Raw genomic sequence first — 19,539 nt, forward strand, 5'->3', positions numbered from 1 at the left:
CCTGCCATCCGCGCCAGGCCAGCCCCGTTAGCGCGGTTCCTGCCCTACCCCCTCACCGAGCAGCTTCAACGTCTCGGCGTCAGCGACGCCCCCGAACCAACGGGCCAGCGCATCCTCGAAGAGCGCCAGCGGCCGCGCCGCCTCGAACAGAGTCAACGACGAGCGCAGCTTGAGCGCGTCCACCTCGCCGAACACGGCAATCGGATCGGCATTCGGAAGGTCCTGAAGTTCGCTAACACACTCGAGATAGCGCGCACCCAGCACCGGATGGCGCAGATACGCCCGTGCCTCTTCGAGCGACCGGATCGCATAGTGTCGTGCGGTTTCACTGCGGCCCAGACCTTCGAATTGAGGGAAGACGAACCACATCCTATGTGATCTTTTGGAACCCGCACGAATCTCGGCGAGCGCCTGCTCATAAACGCCATGCTGCGCTGTCACGAATCGCTCGAGCTCGACGTCCCGAGTTCCGCCAAGTTCAGTCCCGCCCACGCCGTTTCCCCCTTCGAGCGAATCCCCGCTTGTTCCCGCATTGTTCGTAACATGACGCCAGCCCATGTCGATGCGCTTCATCGATGAAAGACCGGAGCCGAAGCAAAAGCCAGCCACCGTACCAACCCGGCTTGCGGATGTTCTTTATATGTTCCACATCTGCGTCGTGAACAGAATAGCCCCCGATCAGATTGCCGACGCCATCCTGTCAGCCCCGGCCTGGGTCAGGCTCGGGATCGCCGCTCCTGGTGAACGGCTGCGCAGGCAAGCGGCGCTCGAACTTGCCCGCACGATCATCGGCGAGGACCAGCCGGACGATCGCAACCAGCTTTGTCTAAGACTGTGACATGGCGGCCAAACATTTGGACGGCTATGGCCAGGACTGGATCGGGCCGCCGGTCGGATCAGTTTCCGCCATATCCCGGCACCCATTGGCCGCTAGTGCCGCACCGGGACGTCCACCGTATCGAGCTCCAGACGGCAGTGGCGGATATGCGCCGCCAGTGCGGCCCGAATATCCTCGCACACCTGCACATCAGCCACGGCATCGGGAAGTATCTGCGCATTGACGAGCAGTGTGGCGATCACCTCCAGCAGGCCATCGATGGTCGCGCCGAGCTCGAGGGGCTGCCCCGATCCCTCGCTCGGCGCGCTTCTGGCCATCGCGACAATTGCGTCGACAATTCCGAGAAATACACGGCGCTGAGTCTCGGCACTGACCAGTTCGGGATCGAAGATCACGCGCGTCAACCGCTTAGAAAGTTCCCAGCGCATAGGCCGCGCTGAAATAGCGTTCGATCGCGCGCAATGCGCCATCTGACAGCGAAATCATGTGCCGCCGCCTGTCGCGTTGGTCGGGTTGACGAACCAACATGCCCGCGTCGGTCATCGACCCGATCCACCGCAATGCCGTGGTCGGTGGCGTCGCCGCCGCAATGCAAAGGCTTGAGATCGAGACCTCCCGTCCTTCCAGATGGGCAGCATAGAGGTCGAGCAACATGTCCCAGGCCGGATCGGCAAATAGCCGGCTGTCGAAATATCGTTCGCGCATCCTGCGCGCCCGGATGGTCCGGCGCACAATTTCCGCGCGACCGGTCGCGTCCAGGGTCGAGACGAACGCCGAGCTCTTTGCGAGCCCCGTTTCCGCTGCGAGCACCTGCACGGTCCGGGCGATCTTGTCGATATCTTCGCGCATGACTTCAAGGTCATTGTCTCGCGCGCCGGCGCTGTCGCGCAATATGAGTTCTCGCGGTCTAAAAACTGCCTGATCGAGCGCGGCCCTGCGATCCGCCGCAGTCGGCTCGCACAACAGCAGCGCTTCGATCGGCCAGAGATGGCCAGCAACCAGATCGAGTTGTTCCAAGGGCGTACTGGCTACAAGAGGCACGCCGGTTTCGGACGAAAAAGCTGCGAGCCGGTCGAGCAGACGCCCGAGATCCGCATGTGGCGTCGATCCGACCTCAAGAACCAACACATCGGCCAAACAATCTTCCAGCGCTAAATGCGCCGTATCGATGGTTTCATGGAGACGACAGGAAAGACCCGCTTGCGCGATTGCCTCAATCGCAGCATCGGTTCCCGGTCCCTCGTCACCGAGGAGCAGAACAGACCTGCCCAAAGATTCGATCGAACCGAAGTGTCGCGGGTCCATAGCTCTCGCTTTCAATTACACCAATACGGCGCATCCTATCCAAGCCCGGCGCGATCCACGCGAACACTTTGTCCGTATCGGATGCATTTGAGTGCGCAGGCCGTTGCAAGAGCAGGACACACCCGGACATGAGATTTTGGGCGTGGCCCCGCCGACCATAGCCGTCGTGGCGACCGGCTCCGTTTTGGACTTATCGACGGTTAACGATGTTTATATCGTCTCAGCATGAGCAGCGACTCATCCCCCGACGGCAGCGATCGCTTGCCGATCGTTTCCGAGGTCGAGCTGGATTGCATCCGGCTCGCTGGCACCGGTGCGAGCTCAAAGGTCATCGCGCGGCAGCTCGGCCTCTCGCACAATACCGTGAACGTCTATGCATCGCGGGTAAGGCGAATTCTCGGTGCCGGCGATCGCTACGAAGCGGCCCTGCTGCTGAGACGCCATGACGCTGGAGAGGACCTTAAGAAGTTTAAACTTAATGCAGAGCTGCTTGAAGCGAACACGAGAAAGGTCAATCCCGACAAGGCTTTCTCCGCTCCGCCGGAGATGGCGATCGGGAGCTTCCTTCGTGAAGATCGCGCAGAGTTCGACCTGACGATCCCTGCAGGAAATCCCGATCCACTCACGCAATTCGGGAGCTGGGGTCGAGACAACGCACTGAGTTCCGGTCAAAGGCTGTGGTGGATTGCCAGGACAACCGTCCTTGTGATCCTGGCGACGTTCCTCGCATTCGCCGCAGTCCAGTCGCTGGATGCAACGCTAACGAAGCTCGGCTTCATCAACTGATTGGCTCAATCGCTGCAGCAACAGCTCTGCCGACGGCGTCGGCGGAAAGGGAGACGTTATGCCGGAATTCAAGGAAAGCGAAATCAAGCTCGCAAGCGCCGCCGCGACCGAGGTCGCCGAGACATTTCTTCCTGCAGAACACGCCCAGGGCTTCGCCGCGCTTGACGGCGCGCGCGCCCTCGCAAGGCTGTTGGAGCTCAGCGAGAATCCGATCTTCCACGGTCGACTCGCGACCACCGCACGCGCTCTTGCAGAAGGCACGCAGCATTCGGTCAACGCCAAGTTTGCGTTCGAGTTTGCCCATGGAAGCTTCATGAAAGCTGTCGGACGCACGCCACTTCCCGAGCATGGCTGGGGCTGCCCCGGGCCTACCTGCCCATGGGACCTTGGCAAACCGAGCGGTATGGCTCCGGACCAGCAAGGTGCGCCGGTCGTTCCTGCTGATCTGGCCTAGCTCAGATTGACGGGGCGGCGCGACGATGTTTCGATACGGCAATGGCCTTCTTCATCGCATTCGTCGCGCTGCTACTCTTCTCGACCGGGTTCGCTGTCTGGAAGGGCGGCGCACCCGAACGGATCGCAGCGGGTCTGTACTGGACGGCATGGCTTGCGACCCTCCTCGCCAATCCGGTGGCAATGAACCGGTGGCGCACCATCGAAATTGGCTACCTACTCATCGATCTGTGCCTGCTGGTTGCGCTGACGCTACTCGCACTACGGGCCAATCGGCACTGGCCGATGGCAGCGGCCTCGCTGCAGCTGATCATCGTGATCGGGCATTTCGCCAAAGCACTCGATCCGACCCTGCTCGGGTCGGCTTATGCGATCATGTCGGTGTTTTGGCCCTACCTTCAGCTGATCATACTGGCGGTCGGGACGCGGGTGTATTGGCGGCGGGTCAGGATCCAAGGGGCCGCGGCCTCCTGGTCGCGCTCCTTGCCCCTGTAACATCAGACCCGGACACGGTGGGTGAGCTCCTGCTCGCGCGGCTGGGTTCGCTTCCCCGCATTCTGGCCACGGACGAACAATGCCTGACAGCGATCGGCATCTCGCCTCAGACTGCTCGCCATCTTGCCCTGAACCGAGCCGTGCTTCGCCATGTGCTCAAAGCACGGCTCGTCGATCGGCCGCTGCTCGCAAGCCTCTCCGCGGTTCGGGATTATTTGACGATCGAGATCGGCCATGCACCGATCGAGACCCTACACATCCTGTTCCTCGACGGCCGCAACCGCCTGATCGACGAATTGGTAGAATGTGGCGAGGTTGATCAGGTGCACTTCAGCATTCGAGCCATTGTTCAGCATGCCCTGATCGTGGGCGCTGCGGGACTGATTCTCGCGCACAACCACCCGTCTGGAGACAACGCCGCGAGCAAAGCTGATCGCGAGGTTACACGGACCTTGGCGCGTGCCCTCATTCCCCTCGGGATCAAGCTGTTTGATCACTTGATCATTGCCGGATGCGAGGTCCGCAGCCTCCGATCGGAAGGCATGCTCTAATTGCACGGGTTCAACTCCACGACGCTCGTACTCGCCGATATGCTCGTTGCGAGCCCAGCCATCACCGCACTCCGGAGGATCCGATTGAAGCTCCACTTTGATGAGAACAACGCGCAGCAGTCAAAATGCCCGCAGGCCCATGTAATTCTGTCGTCAGCGGTAAAGCACCTGCCGCGGATATCGCGCACACGCCTCACTTCCGAAAACCGATGTTCGCATGCGACATCAGCCGATCCACTTTTGCTCCTGTGGTTGCCAATTTTTCGCTTGATCCCTAGGACGCTCGTGCGCAATATTCAGAAACCCGCAGATTTCTGCGGGGTTCGGGGATGCTTGGAAACACCTCCAGCAGTCGCAGGATGAACTTGTAAACCGAAGGTCGCGGGTTCGATTCCTGCAACCGGCACCATTTTCTCCGTCATCCCATGCACGGCCACGTCACGAACGATCGGTGCCCCCATCAATCCGGGTCGAGTACGAACATTGCCCGCCGAGCGGTCGCGATATCCGGTGCGCCTTTCCACGTGATGCCGATGTCGCGTCGCCGCGCGCCGGGCCCCCGCGAGCGGACCTCGGCAAAGCGCGAATCCTGCGGGCGGAAGATCGCGGTCTTGGTCCCGTCGCGCGCGGTTCCCGGCATGCTCGCCCAGCCATCCGGGTGAATGTGCGCATCCATATGGCAGTCGATGAACACCGCCTGCCCGATCGCGGCGGGGTCGGCATAGCGCCCGTCCGGAAACACCGTGGTCGGATGCCAGGGTCGGCCCAGTGCGACCGAGCCATCGGCAACCCCCGCTTCGCGCGTCAGTCGCGAGCGATAGATGACGATCCCGATCGGCTGGCTGATCGGCGTCGATGGCGCGGTGACGAACGAGGCGAAGGCCTCGCCATCGGTCGCCGCGCCGCGCCGCCGCGTGCGCACCTCGCTGCGCTCGATCAGCAGCGTGCCGTTGCCGAAGATGAAGTCGACATTTCCGGCGATCAGGCTGTTGCGGATGATCGCGCGCTTGCCGCGGGTGAACAGCGTGTCCTGATAGCCGAGCAGCGCGACGCGATCGAACAGCACCCGGTCGCTCGTCGTATCGAGCGTGACGGCGACCGCCTGACTATTGGAAATCTTGCGCGGATCGCGCTCGGGCAGCGCGTCATTGGCGAGATAATCGAAGTCGTTTTCGATCGTCATGCCCGAGATCAGGACCTGATCGGCAGCGACTGTCAGCGTCGCCGATCCGGCGGTGCCCCAGCGGCCGCGATCATAATGCGCAGCATGTTCGGCGACCGCGTCGAAGTGCAGCCGGGTGCGGCCGATCCCGCGCCCGATCAGCCGGATGCGGTTGCGGCGGATCGTCGGCTTTTCCCGAAACGCGCCTGCGCCGACATCGATCGTGACCCAGCGGTCCGACCGGTCCTGTTCGGCGGCCTCCAGCGCTGCGCCGATCGTAGTGAAGCAGCGCGGCTGCTCGGCGCAGGAGGCGCGCACCTTTAGCGGGGCCGGCTTGGCAAGTGCAGGTGCCCCCGCCGTGCACAGCAAGGAGAGAAACAGCGCGGTGAGAGCGGTCTTCATCAGCGGTCCCGGAGAAAGCGGTCAATCTCTGCCGCGACGCGCGCCAGATAGGGGTCGTAGAGCCAGAAGGTGTGCGGCGCGCCGTCGAACTTGACGAAGCGGTTGCGGATACCGTGACGGTCGAGCGCGGCCTGCACGCCGACCCGGCCGGCGGTAAAGCGATCATGGCTGCTGCCCAGGATCAGCGTCGGCGGCGATTGTGGGCCGACATACGTCGCGGCGCTGGCGGCGCGCCAGCGCTCCGTCTGGCTCGCATAGTCGCCGCCAACCCAGCGCGCGAAGGGCGATGCGGCGCGGGCGGCATCTTCATGGCGCAGCGCCAGCGGATCGGTCATGTCGAGCACGCCGTCGAGGTCGACCAGCGCGCGCACCCGCGTGTCGGCGCCCGCTTGCGGCGCGAACGGTCCGGCCGTCGCCGAATAGGCGAGCAGCGCCGCCATCTGCCCGCCCGATGAGTCGCCACCCAGTGCGAGGCCATCGGGTCGCAGCCCGAACTCGGCGCTGCGCGCTTTCACCCACAGGATCGCGGCATTCACGTCGATCAACCCGGCGGGATAGCCCGCCTCTGGCGACAGGCGGAATTCGGGCATGAACACCGCATAGCCGCGCTGGGCGAGCAGATTGGCGAGCGGATAGCTGTGCGACTTGTTACCCGACGCCCAGGCACCGCCATGGATCAGCAGGATGCCCAGCCCGTTCGATCGGCGCACGGGCGGCAGGAAGATATCGAGATGAAGGTCGCGCTCGCGGATATGCCGGTAACGCTGGTCGAAGAGCATGCGCTGGCCCTTGGCGGTGCGCAGCTGCGGCAACGTGATTTCAGGATGCGCCACGCGGTCCGCGGCAAAGCGCCGCGCGACGTTGAAGCTGTCATCGATCGGCAAAAGGCTCTGCGCCGCCACGGGATTGGCGACGGCGCAGAGCAGACCCGCGGAGAGGGCCGCCGGTTTAAAAACGCAGGCGAGCGCCGACAAACCACTGCGCCCCGGTGTGCGTGTATTCCCGGGTAAGGTCCTGCGTGCCGTCGCCGGTGCCATAGATGCGCTCGACCTCATCGGTGATGTTGATCCCTTCGACGGTCAGCGTGAGCTGCGGCGTCACGTTGTAAAAAGCCGAGAAGTCGACATGGGTCGGCCCGTATTTCCGCTCCTGCGCATTGCCGCTGCTGCCAGGCTGCGACAGCAGATAATCGTCGCGCTTGTTCGCCGAAATCCGCGCCCCGAACTTCTTCGAGTCATAATAGACCGTGAGGTTGTACGAGTTGCGCGACAGGCCCGTCGAATCCCGTGCCGAAACATAGGTGTAGTTGGATGCCACGCCCAGGTTGCGCAAGGCGCCGGGCAGGAAGGTGAAGGGCTGATTATAGGTCAGCTCGATCCCCTTCACGCTGTTGCCGCCGTCCGCGTTGAAGGGGATGGTGAAGGTGTAAGGCACCAGCGCCGGATCGGCATTGTAGGACGGGTCATATTGCGGATCGGCATAAATGGCCGGCCAGAAGGCCGGGTCGACCATCTGCGTCACAACCCGCGTCGTCAGCGACGTCGTGATGTCCTTGTTGAAAAAATTGACGGCCAGCAGTCCGCCCTTGCCGAAATACCATTCCAGGCCCGCATCGATGTCGTTCGACTGATAGGGCTTGAGGTCCGGATTGCCGAGATTGCCGACGGTGCGCGTGGTGTAGCCGAACACGGGTCCGGCAATGTTCAGCGTGCTGAGGCCGGGTCGCGTCATGCTGCGCGAGTAAGCAAGGCGTGCGACCAGCTTGTCGGTGATGTCCAGCGCCAGGTTCATCGACGGCAGATAGTTTTCGTAGCTGCGCGTCACCTCGACCGGCTGGCCGGCGATGGTCGCCTGCGAGCTCAGATTGGTCTTGACGTAGCGCAGGCCGGTATTGGCGCGCAGCTGCATCCCGCCAAGGTCGAAGGTGCCGTTGAGCTCGACATAGCCCGCCAGCGTCTCCTCACCCACTTCCCAGCCGGCGCCGACATTGGTGGTGTAGCCGCCGGGGATCAGGCCGCTGCTGGCGATCTTGTCGAAATCGATCACCGCAAAGGGGTTCAACCCGATGCCCTCAAACCCCTGACCGAAATTGGGATAGGGAAAGGCGCGCATATAGGTCGACGGGTTGAAGTTGACATTCGCCCCCGCCCCCTCGCCGTAGCGGACCTTGCGGTTGTTATAGGCAAAGCCGGTCTTGGCCGAGAAACCGCTGTCATCGGCATAGGTCAGGCCGAGCTTGCCGGTGTAATTTTCCTTCAGCACGGTGTTGATGCGGTTCGCCGCGGTCAGGGCGTCGACATAGTTGGTGAACACATTGGGATCGTAGGATCCGAAGCTGACCACCGGGACATAGGGGTTGGTGCGATAGTCGTAGGAAAAGGCGTGCGGCACCGAGCGCGCGTAGAAACGCAATTCCGTGCGGTCGGCGTCATCGCTCGCCTTGCCCAGCAGCCCCTCAATCTTCACCCGGTCGGAGAGTTCGTAGCTGCTCGACAGCACGAACTGCTTGAACTCCGACGTCGACTGCTGGTGCCGGCTTTCGTACCAGGAGGTGACGTCGTTGAATTGCGCCGCGATCAGCTGTCGGCCATCCGGTGCAATCGTGAAGGCGACCGGCGTCTGGCCGACAAAGCCGCCCGCCGGACCATGGGTCAGCAGCCACTCCATCGAATTATAGCTATAGCGGTCATTGTCGAGCCGCGAATACAGCGCGTCGAACGTGACGAGCAGCTTTTCGGTCGGCTTGAACTGCAGTGACGCGGTCAGGCCCAGCCGCTTCTGGTCATTCCCGAAAAAGTCTGCGCGCGGCAGGCGCGGCGCCCACAGGCAGTCGAGCGGATCGGCCGCTCCGCACGCGCGCGGCGTGCCGGTGACGGTCGGGTTGGTGTCGGCCCAGGAGTCGCCGTTGACGTAAGGGCTGATCCACAGGACGCTCGAATAGCCCTCCTGATACACGGTGCGCTGCGAATAGGCGGCCGACAGCAGGATGCCGATCGTATCGTCGGCAAAGGTGTTGCTGACGACGGCAGCGACGCGCGGATCGACCTTGCGGGTCAGCGAATTATATCCGCCCTGCCCCGACACGAATGCGTTGAAGCCCGGATTGTCGAGCGGCTTGGACGTGTACAGGTCGACCGTACCGGCGATGCCGCCTTCCTCGATCGACGCGGTCTGGGTCTTCTGGATGTCGATCCGGTTGAACAGTTCCGACGCAAAGATGTGGAAGTCGAATGCGCGACCGGCGTTCACGGTGAAACCACCCGAATCCAGCCCGTCGCTGCTCGCGGGAACTTCCATTCCGTTCAGCGTCGTCCGCGTGAAGTCCGGCGCAAAGCCGCGCAGCGTGATGTTGCGGCCCTCACCGCCCTCACGCGAGATGGCGACGCCGGGGAGGCGCTGAATCGATTCGGCGATGTTGAGATCGGGCAGCTTGGCGATGTCTTCCGCCATGATGCTCTCGATCGTGTTGACCGCGCGCCGCTTGTTCTCCTGCGCGCTCTGCAGCGACTGGCGAAAGCCGGTGACGACGATCTCTTCGCCCGGGCCGGTGTCGTCAGCGGCGCCGGTCGCGGCATCCTGCTGCGCAGGAAGTGCGGCCGGAGCGTCGGCACCGACCGCGGCCGAAGCCGTGACTGCCGGGGTGACGGCTGCCTGCGTCCCTGCCGGGCGGCGCTTGACCACCATCGCCCCGCCGACATCGACCGCGATCAGATCGGTCCCGGCGAGCAGCTGACGCAGCGCGACCGCGACATGCATGGTGCCCTTGACGCGATTGACCTTGAGCCCGTCGACAATCGCCTGGGGCGCGAGGATCTGGATGCCGGCCTGGCGTGCGAACTGGGGGATGCCGGTCTGCGCCGATTGCGCCGGCACGTCGAACCGGCGGATCTGCGCCGCCGCTTCGGCCGGTGCGACGGCCAGCACGGCAACCGCCGCAACACTGGTCAACAGGATGTGATTCATCGTGCGCATTTGCGCTCCTCCCCCAAGTTTCCGCGCTCGCCTTGTGCGATGCTGCGATCAAGGGGGAAGAGCGGTGCCTGACCGAATTTCCGTCACTTGGTCGCGTTTTTATTTCGCGACAGGCTGATTTCTTTCGCCGTGACCGTCACCTCGGCGTCCAGCGTCGCCTCCAGCGTCCGCGCAAATCCGGCCGGATTATTGAGCTGAAACAGTCCGACCAGCCGCTCACGGCCCAGCGCCGGATCGCGCACGACGAGCTGTTGCCGGTTGTAGCGGTTGAACGCCGCCACCGCCTCGTCCAGCGTTTCGCCTTCGAGCGCGATTTCCCCCTCGCGCCAAGCGAGCGAACGCTCGATCGCGCTCGGCGCGCTGCCCGTCACCGGGGCCGTCCCGTCGCTGCGAAACGCGGCGAATTCGCCAGCCTCGAGAATGCTGACCGCGCCGCTGGCGTTGGACGCCCAGATCGCAACTCGCCCTTCGGTCACCGCGATCCGCACATCATCGCCCATCCGCGTCACCGAAAATGCCGTGCCGACCGCTTGCACCTTGGCGATGCCGGCATCGACGATGAACGGGCGCTGCCGGTCCTTCGCCACCTGAAACCACACCTGGCCGCGCGCAAGATCGATGCGGCGCGCGTCCTTCGCCAACGCAATGCGCAATTCGCTTTCGGCATCGATCGCCGCGATCGATCCGTCGGCGAGCGGCATGCGCCGGATCTCACCCGGGCCGGTCGCGACATGGTCCGCCGAAGTCGCGCGCAGACCGATCACCGCCGTGACAGCGGCGGCGGCGGCGATGCTGCCGGCCCCCGCCAGGACCCAACGGCGGCTCCGCCACGCGGGCGCCGCCGGTTCCTCGACGACGCCGACGGGTTCTGGCGCGATGGCGCGATCGATGCTGCTGAGCGCAGCCTGCGCCCGCAGCAGTGCGCCCGCATGGCGCGGATGCTCCGCCAGCCAGGCGTCGAGCGCCACGCGCTCGTCGGGCGAGAGCGGGTGCCGCAGCGCCCAGCGCGCGGCCTGGGTTTCGATTGCGTCACGCATTGCGGCGCTTCCTCCGCGCAACGCTGGGCTCGGCCCCGGCATCCGGATCGGTCAGCAGGCGCAGGATCGCGCGCAGGCTGCGGCTCGCGTCATTTTCGACGACCGCTTCGGACACCCCCATCGATTGCGCGATCTCGCGCTGCGACATGCCCTCAAGCCGGCGCATGATGAAGATGGCACGGGCGCGCTCGCTCAACGTCGCCAGTGCGGCCTGCACGCGGCCCAGTTCGCTCCGCGCCATCACGACATCCTCGGGTGACGGGTCGTCGGAACTCCACTCGATGTCCAGCTCGGCGAGCGCTTCAAGCCGCACGACGCGCGCCGACTTCAGTTGGTTCTGCAACAGATTGCGAGCCACGGCATAGAGATAGGCGCGCGGCTGGGTGATATGCGCCACATCGTGCAGGCGGGCGAGCCGACAATAGCAGTCCTGCACGATATCCTCGACATCGCTGGGCGATGCAACACGCCGCCGCAGCCAGGATCGCAGGTCGCGTTCCAGGGGAAGGATCTCGCGACCGACCCATTCAGCTAGCTCCTCGCGCGTGGTGATACCCTCTCCCCCCATGCGCATAAGAGCCGCATTCGCCGGGTTTCCGTCAAGCGCGCGAAAATTTAGTTGCAGAACGGCGCGCGCGGGGCAGGACGGTTACAAGGTTACGCCACGTTTCCTGATGTCTTCCAGTGGTCGAGCGCGGTGGACGCTATTCGGCCCGGCGCTCGATCATCTTCTGCGCCTCAAGATAATTCAGGAATTCGAGCGTATCGGCTTCGACCGTGGCCAAGGGTGCGCGATAGGCGGCGGCGAGGGCGGCACACAGGTCGCCGACCCGCACGGGCGTGTCCAATCGTTCCCAGATCGCACGGCTGGTCACCTTCATCGTGTAATAGTGGCCGGTCTCGATGCTCATCAGCACGGACTCGTCATCGACGCTGGCGTCGAGCACCGTGCCGCTCCGGACCACAATTGTTTCAAGATCGATCATGATCGTGCGAACCCTTCCCAATGCGCCCCTATAAGCCCGCTCGCGCGGGGTGAACCCCAACGCTTCAGTGATTGCCCCGCTCGCTCCAGCGGATGAAGCGGCCGGTCTGGACCGCGCGCGGCAGCAACTGCGCCAGCTCGAACCGCCGGGTTTCGGCGGCGGCGGCATCCTCGGGCCAGGTGTCGAGCAGCTGCTTGAGACGCGGGAGATCGAGCATTTCGGCGGCGAGCGGCACCTGGGCCAGCCGCTCGATCTCCGCCGCGAAACTCTCGCGCTGCGCGGTGATCCGCGTGAACCATTCAGGGTTTTGCCGCCCGAAGCCGCGCTCGGCCAGCACGGCTTCGGGCAGGCGATCGGCGAGCACCCGGCGCGCCAGGCTGCGCTGCACGCCGCCCAGCAAATACTGATCGCGCGGGATTGCGAGGCAAAATTCGGTCAGGTCGGGGTCGGCCAGCGGGTCGCGGAGCTCCAGCCCGTAATAGGCGCGGACGGCGCGAATGGTCTCGATCATGCGGACCCGCTGCGCGCCCAGATGATGCACGATCAGCTTGCGGCTGTCGCTGCCGTAGAGGGCAAGACCATCCTCCCCCTGTGCCGCAAGCGCCGCGTCCAGGCCCACTTGTGCCGCAAAATCCGACCGGATCGCGGCATATTTGGTGGAGGGTGCCGCATCGCCATGGCGCCAGCGCCACAGGGCTGCACGCAACTTGGCTGGCAGCGCGGGAAGCAGCACCTCCCCCTTGAGCGTCCCCCACAATGTATTCTGTCGATACCGCGCCGCGCCGGGAAGAAGCCGGATGAGCTGGTCGATACGGCCCGCCCGGGCCAAATCGCCCAGCCCACGCATCCCGCTATAGCTGAGCGTCAGATTGCCCGACTGGCCGGTCAGCAGAACATTGTGCCCATTACCCTGCGCAGTGCGATAGGCCGGGTCGAACCAGCCAATGTGATTGGCATTGATCACCGGTCGCCCCCCGGCGACGAAAAAGGCGGTTGGGTCCAGCTCGATCGACGCCGGATCGTCCGAATGACAGAAATGCGGCTGGAGATTGGGATAGCGCGCGGCGAGTGCGTCGACATAAGGCCGCTCGCGGTCATACCACCCGCCCCGCTCGGCAAGCGTACGGCCCGGCGGCGGCTCGACCGTGTAGGTCGGTAATGACTGCGGGGCGAGGATGCGCGCTGCCGACGCCGCCACTGCCGCGCTGTCGAGCCCACCGGACAGGGTCACCCCCGGCGTAGTGGCGGCGCGGAGGCTGCGCCGAACCGCCTGATCCAGCAGCGCGCGCGCCGCCTCGACATACGCCTCCGGCGATTTCAGCTGCACGCGACGGCTGGGATCGAGCCGCCAGAACGTGCGCTCCTGCACACCGGCCGGGCCGGCGATGACATGACACCCGGGCGCGACGAGGCGGATATCCTTGTACAGTGTGTCGGCCGGGTCGCCGACCGCAGCGGTGAACTGCAGCGCCAGTTGCAGCGGATCGAGCTGCTGTGGAACGCCCGGAAATTGATGCAGCGCGCTGAGCGTCGTGGCGAACCAGACCCCGGCCGGGCGCGCGTGCCAATAGATGGTCCGCAGCGCCATCGGCGCCACGAACAGATGCAGGCGCCGGTCACTTGGATCCCATAGGGCGCAGGCAAAGTCGCCCTGCAACCGGTGCAGCGCATCGAAGCCATATCGGGCCAGCCACGCCGCTGTCACTTCGGAGTCCGGGGTCCGCGGGCGCAGGCCGAGATCGGCAATCAGCGCCGCCGGATCGAACAGATACCCGTCGAACAAGACGACGCGGCCCGCCGCGTCAGCAACCGGCTGAAGCTCGACGCGGTCTTCCGCCGTGACGATGCGCTGGGCAAGGGCCAGCGACGCGCATGCGTCGCGCCACACGCGCGGCTTGGAAAGGCCCGCCCCGAGAAAGGGCGCGCCAGCCCGCGCCTGATCCTGCTCGGTTAGCGCGTCAGCATTATACGCGATGTGACCGCGAAAATCGCTCACGCGCTACGGATGCAGGACATTGCCTGATTTCAGGACTGGGTGAAAATGCCCAGGCCGTCGTCACCCGGGTTGGAGTCCAGCTGAGTGAACTCGGAAATCGAAAAGGTTTCGACCGACTGAAGCGGCGCGATCCACTCGGCCGACGTCGATTCCGGCGGCACCGAACCCGTCAGGGTCGCACTCATTTCCTGCTTGTCCATGTTAATCGCTCCCTCTTATGTTCCGTCCGGTCCTCAGACCACCGCCCGTTCAGGACTGGGTAAAAACGCCCAGCCCGTCGTCACCCGGACTCAAGTCAGACCGCGTGAAATCGGAAACTGAAAAGATTTCGATCGACTGAAGCGGAGCGACCCAATCCAACGACATTGTTTCACGCGACACCGAGCCGGTCGCAGATGTACCGGTTTCCTGCTTGCCCATCGCGATCGCTCCCTCTTAGTTCCGATCCGATCCTGCAGCTTGGCAAGAACACGTGCCAGACCACCCTGTTGCTCGTTGCGGTATTGAAACGCGCACCGGAAGGCAACCGGAACCAGCCATGGAGCGGTCGTTTTGGTGCGAATTGTTGGGCTTGATCGGGCAGCGCGCATGCCGCGCACGGGTCGCGCCGCGCCGACTTCACTTTCCCCTCGCCTTTCACGCATGCGGCGTTAAACATTGCGCCAGCTGACAACGTTATCAGGAGAGGGGCTTTGGCCGCACCCGTCACGAATATGAGCTCGACCGACCCGAATTCGGGCGATCCGGGCGCACAGGGGGTCAACGCCCCCGACCTTCAGGTCTTTGTCTTCGCCCTATTCTTCATCTTCGGCGGCATCACATCGCTCAACGACGTGATCATCCCCAAGCTGAAAGAGCTGTTCACGCTCAACTTTACCCAGGCGATGCTGATCCAGTTCTGCTTCTTCACCGCCTATCTGGTGGTGGGTATCCCGGGTGCGAAGCTGGTCAAGAAGCTGGGCTATATGCGCGGCGCGGTGGCGGGCCTGGCCATCATGATCGTTGGCTGCCTGCTGTTCATCCCGGCGGCGCAGACCGCAACTTACGCGCTGTTCCTCGGCGCCTTGTTCGTGCTGGCAAGCGGCGTGGTGATCGTGCAGGTCGTCGCCAATCCGCTGATCTCGCTGCTGGGCAAGCCAGAGACTGCGCATAGCCGCCTGACCTTTGCCCAGGCGTTCAATTCGCTCGGTACGACCGTGTTCCCCTATGTCGGCGCGATCGTGATCCTGGGCAGCCTTGCCGCCGTGACGGCGGACCAGTTGTCGGGTGCCGAACTTGCTGCCTATCGCACGGCCGAAAGCCAGGCGATCGTCAACGGCTATCTCGGCATCGCCGCAGCGCTGGCCGTTGTCGCCATCGCTGTCTGGGCCTTCCGCAACCGGCTTCCGCACAGCGCCAACACCATGGGCGACAAGGAATTCGTCAGCGTCCCGCGCTATGCCGCCGGTCTGGTGTTGTTCATCATCGGTGCGGTGCTCGCCGTCCAGGTCAATGCGATCGCCGGTCTTGCCCTGATCATGGCCGCTCCGATCGTCTGGCTTTATGGCAACGACCTGCTCTCACGCCGTCGCTTCAGCTTCGGCGCGCTGTGCATTTTCCTCTATGTCGGTGCCGAAGTTTCGATCGGGTCGCTGATCATCAACTATCTCGCGCTCGACCGGGTGCTGGGCCAGCCGGAATCGGTCATCGGCTGGATGGTCTCGATCTATTGGGGTGGCGCGATGGTCGGTCGCTTCATCGGGTCGGCACTGATGCGCGTCATCAGCCCGGGCAAGCTGCTTGCGTTCGTTGCGATCGGCGCAATCACCCTGATCGTGATTTCCGCCAACACGACCGGCACGGTTGCCGCTTATTCGCTGCTGGCAATTGGCCTGATGAACTCGATCATGTTCCCGACGATCTTCAGCCTGGCCAGTGAGAAGCTGGGCAGCCGGGCGGCGGACGGGTCGGGCATCATCAACGTCGCCATTTTCGGTGGCGCGGTCATCCCGCTCGCGACCGGTGCGATTGCCGACAACACCGGCAGCCTCGCCATCGCGTTCGCGCTGCCCGCCTTGTGCTACGCCATCATCGCGGGCTTCGGCTACTACGCCCGTCGCCCCTATGACGGGCCGGTCGCGGGGTAAGGTCCGAAAAGGTCGAAGGGGCCGGCGGGAGGGATCGCGCCGGCCCCTTCTTCGGGGGATCTGAGAGGGGACGTGCAGTCAGCGCGTCCCCTTGTTTATGTCAGGCCGCGATCGCGTCCTGGCTGGGCAAGCCGGGCATGGCGTCGACCCAGTAATCATCGACCGAGCAACCCGGCACCAGCGAAGGGGCGCACAGCAGGGCCACGCAATCGGCGAGCTGCGGTGCTTCCATCGGGCCGATCGTCTCTTCGACCATGTCCTCGCACCCGCCGGGCGCGGCCAGCAAACGCGCGCGCGCCGCGTTCCACAGGCAGGTCGCATCGGTCAGGGTCAGCGTGACGCTCACGCGGAATTCGGGCTGCGGGCCCATGCCCCAGACGCGGCGGTCGGGGTCGTTCTTCAGCAGTTGCGTTTCCCGCGGGTCCATCATGCTCGTTCCCTGATTTCGAGCGCTGTACTCTGGTTCCAAATGCCGGCTGCGGGCCCGGAACGAAATACTGCGCGATTACCTATTGTAGAACTACAATGCCGTCGTGACGGCTGAACCTATGCCGCCTCCGCCGCTGCTGAGAGGCTGGCCAGCGCCCGCGAATGCGCACCCACGATGCAAAGTTCGGCATAAAGCCGGTCCCACATCGTCGCGGGGATGGTCAGCATCGCGTCGTCGAGCAGATGGCGGCGCACCTCGATCCGCACGACCGGATCGTGCGAGAGGCTGAACGTCGCAGCGAGCGGGCCGTATGAGGTTTCATCGGGCAGCTGCTGACGTCCCGCGAGCCGCGCCGCGACGAGATAGCCGCACAACAAGTCTGCACCATGCACGTCGAGCCACGTCGAGCGTGTCAGCCGCCATATCGGTCGACTGGAGCGCGCTCACGGTGCCGCTCGACGCCTTCAGCAGGTTGGTGCCATTGAACTCGCTGGAGTCGATGACGGTTTCGATCTGCTCCTTGAGCCCATCGAAATCTGCTGCGAGCGACGTACGGCTGGCCGAGTCCAGACCCGCGTCCGAAGCTTCGATCGCCTTGGCCTTCATCTGGTTGACGAGGTCGGAGATCTGCTCGGCACCGGCTACCGCGACGTCAACCGTGCTCTTCGCACGGCTGAGCGACGAACCGACCGACTTCAGGCCACCCAGGTCGCCGCGAAGCGTCTGAGCAACGGCGAAGGCAGCCGAGTCGTCCTTGGTCGACGCGACGTTCATACCGGTGTTGATGCGGCTCTGGGTGGTAGCCAGGGACTTGTTGGTCTGATTCAGGCTCTGGAGAGCCGCCATCGCGCCAACGTTCGTGTTAACCGAAAAACCCATGATCATATTCCTTCTGGAAAGAGTGGCCGCTTCTGCAGCCAGGCCTAGGACGCCGGCCCAGCGACGGGCTGCACAGCGCCTCCCGCTTTTGCATTGTGGGAGGCCGGAGGGTGATCCGGTCGCGACCGGGCAATATTGATGGTTAGCAGCGGGTTTAGATTCATCACCGGATGTTGCGACGCACCCTTGTTGGGCGATTCTCGACCTCTGCACGACCGCGCGAGCCGTTACGGGTCTATATTGACCGGACGAGAGGGCGCTCATCGCGGCGCCCCCGATTTGCGACATTCAAGGGCACGAAACCGATGCAGAATTGGCCGATCTGGCGCAAGCTTGCCGCCTCCTTCCTTGTTCTCCTGCTGACCTTTGGCGGGGTCAGCGCGCTGATCGTCAACGCGATTGGTGGTCTTGAACACGCGCAGACCGAAAAGGCGAACGCCCATACGGGCGCGCGCGCCACGCAGACCCTGCTGTATCTGACGCTGGAGCAGATGAACGCTGTGCGCGGCTTCACCATCCTGGGGCAGCAGGCCTTTTACGAAACCTATGTCGAAAACCGCGACAAGGTGGCGGAAGCAGTCGAAGAGATCCGAACAGTCTCGCAGGGGCATGATTTCGGCGGCATGATCGACGAATATGCGGCCGCCACTGCCGAGTGGCAGAAGGACAAGCTGGAGCCGACGATCGCGCTGGCGCGCAACCCGGCGACGCGTGCCGAGGCGCAGGAGCTGGCGGGCAAGAAGCAGCTCAGCCGCATCCGTGACGCGATCAAGGCGCTGGACGCGGCGCAAAAGGATCGAGTTGCTGCCGCCGATGCCGAGGAAGCCAGCCTGCGCGCCGGAGTCCGCTGGACGCTGGGCCTGGGTGTCGCGATCATGCTGGCGCTATCGGGTGGCCTCGCGTTCCTGCTCAACCGCTCGATCGCCAAACCGGTTGCCGACATGGTCGGCAAAATGGGCCGACTGGCTGCGGGCGATCATGCGGTCGAAGCCGAGACCGGCGCGCGTCGCGACGAGATCGGCGACATGGGCCGCGCGCTCCACGTCTTTCGCGACGCGGCAATCGCCAAGGAGGCGGCCGAAATCGCGAAACGCGCCGATGAGGCTGAACAGAAGAAGATCGTCAACCTGCTCAGCGGCGCGCTGAAGCGGCTGTCGGCGGGCGATGTGTCGCACAGTATCGACGCCGATGTTGCGCCGGCCTATCGCGGGCTGCGCGACGATTACAATTTGGCCGTCGCGGGCCTGCGCAACCTGGTCCATGCCGTCAGCCAGAGTGTCGAGGCGATCCGCACCGGGACCAGTGAGATCGCCAGCGCGACCAACGACCTGGCGCGCCGCACCGAAAGCAATGCCGCGTCGATCGAGCAGACTGCCGCCGCCGTCACCCAGATCGACGGTAGCGTCCGGGCCAGTTCGACTGCTGCGGGCGACACCGTCGCGCGTGCCGACCGTGCGCATGGCGCCGTTGCATCGGGTCGGGCGGTCGCCGAAGAGGCGATGCAGGCGATGACCCGGGTATCGGATAGCGCCAAGGGCATCGACGACGTGATCGAAGGGCTCGACAAGATCGCGTTCCAGACCCGCGTGCTTGCGATGAACGCCGCCGTCGAAGCCGGTCGTGCCGGTGAAGCGGGCCGGGGCTTTGCGGTCGTCGCCGACCTCGTGTCGGCGCTGGCGATGCGCGCCGAGGAGGAATCCAAACAGGCCCGCGAACAGCTGACCGCGACCCAGGTCGATATCGAAGGCGCGGTCGAGGCGGTGCGCCGCGTCGATTCCGCCTTGGTCGGGATCGCCAGCGATGTGGAGGAGGTGAACAGCCTGCTCGGCACGGTCGCGGAGGGCAGCCGGTCGCAGGCGATGGCAATCAGCGAAGTGTCCGGCGCGATCCAGTCGCTCGATGGCGCGACCCAGCAGAACGCGGCGATGGTCGAGCAGACCTCCGCTGCGGCACAGACGCTGAGCACCGAAGCGGACCGGCTTGCCGAACACGCCAGTGCGTTTCAGCCGGGCAGCGATCGCATGACCACAGCGCAGCGCCTCGCCGCCTGATCATTCCCCTTTCGCGCTGCCTTCCCGGAGCGCGAACGGCCCGCCCGTCGGATCCCACCCACTCCCTCGT

General features: G+C 64.4%; 21 protein-coding genes and 1 pseudogene. 7 read left to right on the top strand and 15 right to left on the bottom strand.

Annotated elements, in window-relative coordinates; translation table 11 throughout:
* Positions 1-27: 27 nt before the first annotated feature.
* A complete protein-coding gene (locus KYX69_RS12150; RefSeq protein ID WP_367280206.1) occupies positions 28-573 on the bottom strand; it encodes a DUF1810 domain-containing protein in 546 nt (181 codons plus the stop codon).
* On the opposite strand from KYX69_RS12150, the gene KYX69_RS12155 reads away from it, so the two are divergent.
* Positions 557-838 carry a DUF6771 family protein gene (locus tag KYX69_RS12155; protein WP_300497656.1) on the top strand — a complete coding sequence of 94 codons (282 nt, stop codon included), beginning with the start codon at positions 557-559 and terminating at the stop codon, positions 836-838. The two genes, KYX69_RS12150 and KYX69_RS12155, sit on opposite strands and share 17 nt — an antisense overlap.
* Positions 839-930: 92 nt before the next feature.
* Here KYX69_RS12155 and KYX69_RS12160 read toward each other — a convergent pair whose 3' ends face one another.
* Both KYX69_RS12160 and KYX69_RS12165 read right to left on the bottom strand, forming a co-directional pair.
* Positions 931-1,242 (bottom strand): hypothetical protein, encoded by a 312-nt coding sequence (locus tag KYX69_RS12160; protein WP_300497658.1) that lies wholly within the window; start codon positions 1,240-1,242, stop codon positions 931-933.
* 4 nt (positions 1,243-1,246) lie between these two features.
* The gene (locus KYX69_RS12165; RefSeq protein WP_300497659.1) at positions 1,247-2,143 is read right to left on the bottom strand and encodes a hypothetical protein; all 897 of its coding nucleotides are present in this window, start codon (positions 2,141-2,143) and stop codon (positions 1,247-1,249) included.
* 225 nt (positions 2,144-2,368) lie between these two features.
* On the opposite strand from KYX69_RS12165, the gene KYX69_RS12170 reads away from it, so the two are divergent.
* The 4 genes from KYX69_RS12170 to KYX69_RS12185 are packed head-to-tail and all read left to right on the top strand — an operon-like array spanning position 2,369 to position 4,428.
* Positions 2,369-2,929, top strand: a complete 561-nt coding sequence (locus tag KYX69_RS12170; protein WP_300497661.1) for a LuxR C-terminal-related transcriptional regulator — start codon at positions 2,369-2,371, stop codon at positions 2,927-2,929.
* Between the two features lie 58 nt (positions 2,930-2,987).
* Positions 2,988-3,383, top strand: coding sequence for a hypothetical protein (locus KYX69_RS12175; RefSeq protein ID WP_300497663.1), 396 nt, complete (start codon positions 2,988-2,990; stop codon positions 3,381-3,383).
* A gap of 41 nt (positions 3,384-3,424) precedes the next feature.
* Positions 3,425-3,877, top strand: a complete 453-nt coding sequence (locus tag KYX69_RS12180; protein WP_300497664.1) for a hypothetical protein — start codon at positions 3,425-3,427, stop codon at positions 3,875-3,877.
* Between the two features lie 17 nt (positions 3,878-3,894).
* Positions 3,895-4,428 carry a RadC family protein gene (locus tag KYX69_RS12185; RefSeq protein ID WP_300497665.1) on the top strand — a complete coding sequence of 178 codons (534 nt, stop codon included), beginning with the start codon at positions 3,895-3,897 and terminating at the stop codon, positions 4,426-4,428.
* 460 nt (positions 4,429-4,888) lie between these two features.
* Here KYX69_RS12185 and KYX69_RS12190 read toward each other — a convergent pair whose 3' ends face one another.
* The 9 genes from KYX69_RS12190 to KYX69_RS12230 all read right to left on the bottom strand — a co-directional run bounded on the left by KYX69_RS12190 (position 4,889) and on the right by KYX69_RS12230 (position 14,403).
* Positions 4,889-5,992, bottom strand: a complete 1,104-nt coding sequence (locus tag KYX69_RS12190) for a pectinesterase family protein (protein ID WP_300497666.1) — start codon at positions 5,990-5,992, stop codon at positions 4,889-4,891.
* Positions 5,992-6,894 (bottom strand): alpha/beta hydrolase, encoded by a 903-nt coding sequence (locus KYX69_RS12195; protein ID WP_300497668.1) that lies wholly within the window; start codon positions 6,892-6,894, stop codon positions 5,992-5,994. Before KYX69_RS12195 ends, KYX69_RS12190 begins: the two co-directional genes overlap by 1 nt.
* A gap of 46 nt (positions 6,895-6,940) precedes the next feature.
* Positions 6,941-9,964, bottom strand: a complete 3,024-nt coding sequence (locus KYX69_RS12200) for a TonB-dependent receptor (protein ID WP_300497670.1) — start codon at positions 9,962-9,964, stop codon at positions 6,941-6,943.
* 83 nt (positions 9,965-10,047) lie between these two features.
* Positions 10,048-11,001, bottom strand: coding sequence for a FecR domain-containing protein (locus KYX69_RS12205; protein ID WP_300497673.1), 954 nt, complete (start codon positions 10,999-11,001; stop codon positions 10,048-10,050).
* A complete protein-coding gene (locus tag KYX69_RS12210) occupies positions 10,994-11,569 on the bottom strand; it encodes an RNA polymerase sigma factor (protein WP_300497674.1) in 576 nt (191 codons plus the stop codon). Before KYX69_RS12210 ends, KYX69_RS12205 begins: the two co-directional genes overlap by 8 nt.
* A gap of 136 nt (positions 11,570-11,705) precedes the next feature.
* On the bottom strand, positions 11,706-11,987 hold the full coding sequence (locus KYX69_RS12215) for a PqqD family protein (protein ID WP_300497677.1): 282 nt from the start codon (positions 11,985-11,987) through the stop codon (positions 11,706-11,708).
* Positions 11,988-12,051: 64 nt separating this feature from the next.
* Complete coding sequence (locus KYX69_RS12220; RefSeq protein WP_300497678.1) at positions 12,052-13,983, bottom strand: asparagine synthase-related protein; 1,932 nt, start codon at positions 13,981-13,983, stop codon at positions 12,052-12,054.
* A gap of 29 nt (positions 13,984-14,012) precedes the next feature.
* Positions 14,013-14,183 carry a hypothetical protein gene (locus KYX69_RS12225; protein WP_300497680.1) on the bottom strand — a complete coding sequence of 57 codons (171 nt, stop codon included), beginning with the start codon at positions 14,181-14,183 and terminating at the stop codon, positions 14,013-14,015.
* Positions 14,184-14,232: 49 nt separating this feature from the next.
* The gene (locus KYX69_RS12230) at positions 14,233-14,403 is read right to left on the bottom strand and encodes a hypothetical protein (protein WP_300497683.1); all 171 of its coding nucleotides are present in this window, start codon (positions 14,401-14,403) and stop codon (positions 14,233-14,235) included.
* Positions 14,404-14,696: 293 nt separating this feature from the next.
* On the opposite strand from KYX69_RS12230, the gene KYX69_RS12235 reads away from it, so the two are divergent.
* A complete protein-coding gene (locus KYX69_RS12235; RefSeq protein ID WP_300497903.1) occupies positions 14,697-16,109 on the top strand; it encodes a sugar MFS transporter in 1,413 nt (470 codons plus the stop codon).
* Between the two features lie 100 nt (positions 16,110-16,209).
* Here the strand turns inward: KYX69_RS12235 and KYX69_RS12240 are convergent, their stop codons facing one another.
* The 3 genes and pseudogenes from KYX69_RS12240 to KYX69_RS12250 form a co-directional block, all read right to left on the bottom strand.
* Positions 16,210-16,536 carry a hypothetical protein gene (locus KYX69_RS12240; protein ID WP_300497684.1) on the bottom strand — a complete coding sequence of 109 codons (327 nt, stop codon included), beginning with the start codon at positions 16,534-16,536 and terminating at the stop codon, positions 16,210-16,212.
* 119 nt (positions 16,537-16,655) lie between these two features.
* Positions 16,656-16,913: a hypothetical protein gene (locus KYX69_RS12245; RefSeq protein ID WP_300497686.1), complete on the bottom strand. Its 258-nt coding sequence runs from the start codon at positions 16,911-16,913 to the stop codon at positions 16,656-16,658.
* Positions 16,914-16,929: 16 nt separating this feature from the next.
* Positions 16,930-17,418, bottom strand: a pseudogene (locus tag KYX69_RS12250) (flagellin); the annotation flags it as partial.
* 305 nt (positions 17,419-17,723) lie between these two features.
* Here KYX69_RS12250 and KYX69_RS12255 point away from each other — a divergent pair.
* On the top strand, positions 17,724-19,469 hold the full coding sequence (locus tag KYX69_RS12255; protein ID WP_300497688.1) for a methyl-accepting chemotaxis protein: 1,746 nt from the start codon (positions 17,724-17,726) through the stop codon (positions 19,467-19,469).
* Positions 19,470-19,539: the final 70 nt, after the last annotated feature.

Source organism: Sphingomonas sp. (assembly GCF_030145815.1).
Taxonomy (GTDB): Bacteria; Pseudomonadota; Alphaproteobacteria; order Sphingomonadales; family Sphingomonadaceae; genus Sphingomonas.

Coding starts and splice junctions, on each gene's coding strand:
- KYX69_RS12155 (WP_300497656.1), top strand. CDS start 557: ATGTCGATGCGCTTCATCGATGAAAGACCGGAGCCGAAGCAAAAGCCA.
- KYX69_RS12150 (WP_367280206.1), bottom strand. CDS start 573: ATGAAGCGCATCGACATGGGCTGGCGTCATGTTACGAACAATGCGGGA.
- KYX69_RS12165 (WP_300497659.1), bottom strand. CDS start 2,143: ATGGACCCGCGACACTTCGGTTCGATCGAATCTTTGGGCAGGTCTGTT.
- KYX69_RS12170 (WP_300497661.1), top strand. CDS start 2,369: ATGAGCAGCGACTCATCCCCCGACGGCAGCGATCGCTTGCCGATCGTT.
- KYX69_RS12175 (WP_300497663.1), top strand. CDS start 2,988: ATGCCGGAATTCAAGGAAAGCGAAATCAAGCTCGCAAGCGCCGCCGCG.
- KYX69_RS12180 (WP_300497664.1), top strand. CDS start 3,425: ATGGCCTTCTTCATCGCATTCGTCGCGCTGCTACTCTTCTCGACCGGG.
- KYX69_RS12190 (WP_300497666.1), bottom strand. CDS start 5,992: ATGAAGACCGCTCTCACCGCGCTGTTTCTCTCCTTGCTGTGCACGGCG.
- KYX69_RS12200 (WP_300497670.1), bottom strand. CDS start 9,964: ATGCGCACGATGAATCACATCCTGTTGACCAGTGTTGCGGCGGTTGCC.
- KYX69_RS12205 (WP_300497673.1), bottom strand. CDS start 11,001: ATGCGTGACGCAATCGAAACCCAGGCCGCGCGCTGGGCGCTGCGGCAC.
- KYX69_RS12210 (WP_300497674.1), bottom strand. CDS start 11,569: ATGGGGGGAGAGGGTATCACCACGCGCGAGGAGCTAGCTGAATGGGTC.
- KYX69_RS12215 (WP_300497677.1), bottom strand. CDS start 11,987: ATGATCGATCTTGAAACAATTGTGGTCCGGAGCGGCACGGTGCTCGAC.
- KYX69_RS12225 (WP_300497680.1), bottom strand. CDS start 14,183: ATGGACAAGCAGGAAATGAGTGCGACCCTGACGGGTTCGGTGCCGCCG.
- KYX69_RS12230 (WP_300497683.1), bottom strand. CDS start 14,403: ATGGGCAAGCAGGAAACCGGTACATCTGCGACCGGCTCGGTGTCGCGT.
- KYX69_RS12235 (WP_300497903.1), top strand. CDS start 14,697: ATGAGCTCGACCGACCCGAATTCGGGCGATCCGGGCGCACAGGGGGTC.
- KYX69_RS12240 (WP_300497684.1), bottom strand. CDS start 16,536: ATGGACCCGCGGGAAACGCAACTGCTGAAGAACGACCCCGACCGCCGC.
- KYX69_RS12255 (WP_300497688.1), top strand. CDS start 17,724: ATGCAGAATTGGCCGATCTGGCGCAAGCTTGCCGCCTCCTTCCTTGTT.